Source organism: Streptomyces sp. SID9727 (assembly GCF_010550605.1).
GTDB lineage: Bacteria > Actinomycetota > Actinomycetes > Streptomycetales > Streptomycetaceae > Streptomyces.
Genome location: NZ_JAAGNI010000291.1, coordinates 1 through 844, shown reverse-complemented (window position 1 = coordinate 844; position 844 = coordinate 1). Strand labels below are relative to the sequence as shown.

The 844-nt window shown below is 76.2% G+C and carries 1 pseudogene; it reads right to left on the bottom strand.

The annotated features are described in order from the left end of the window. A pseudogene (locus tag G3I41_RS18575) lies at window positions 1-844 on the bottom strand (ATP-binding protein); the annotation flags it as partial.

Sequence of the window (844 nt, the reverse complement as noted above, 5' to 3'; positions counted from 1 at the left end):
CGGCACCTCGCCACCGAGGGCCACCGCGAACCGGAGCGTGTCGCGGGCGGCGTCGCTCAGCCGGGAGGCGAGCAGAGCCGCGGGCGCCGCGCCCTCGCCGAGGCTGGGCAGCGGCACGTCGGAGCCCTCGGCCGCCTCGGGCGCGGGCGGCGCGTCGGCGGGCCGGTTCTCCAGATATCCGTACTCGTCGTACGCGGTGGCGTCGGCGTGCAGCTGGTCGCGCTGGCGCAGCAGCGCACCGGCCTGGACGAAGCGCAGTGGCAGGCCCTCGGACTCGAACCAGAGGTCTCCGGCCCAGTTGGCCTCTTCCTCGGTGAGCGGCCGTTCGACCACCCGGCACAGCAGGTCCGCGGAGGTGGCGCGGTCGAGGCCGGTGAGGAAGACCTCTTCGATGGCGGAGTCGGCGTGGGGTGCGGCGACCTCGGGCGTCGCGGCGAACAGGAAGGCGCACTCGGGGGTCGCGTCGAGCAGTTCGTCCAGGGCGGCGCCGCCGAGTTCCAGGTCGTCCAGGACGACGACGGCGCCGGTCGAGCGCAGCGTCTTCAGCAGGAGCGCCCGGTCCGGGCGGTGCAGGGGGGCGTCGTGGACGGCGTCGAAGAGCGCGTACATCAGGTCGGTGGCGGTGCGCTTGTGGCCGCTGAGGCGGACGACCCCGTCGGGCGCGAAGTCCGCACAGTCGGCGGCGACGGCGTCGAGCAGGGCGGTACGGCCGGATCCCGCCGGTCCGGTGAGCCGGACGGAGCGGCCGCGGGCCAGGAGACGCGTCAGCCGTTCGCGTTCCTCGTCGCGCCGCAGCAGCGGCAGCCGGGGGACGGGCGGGCCGGGCGGTACGGGGGGCGCCGCG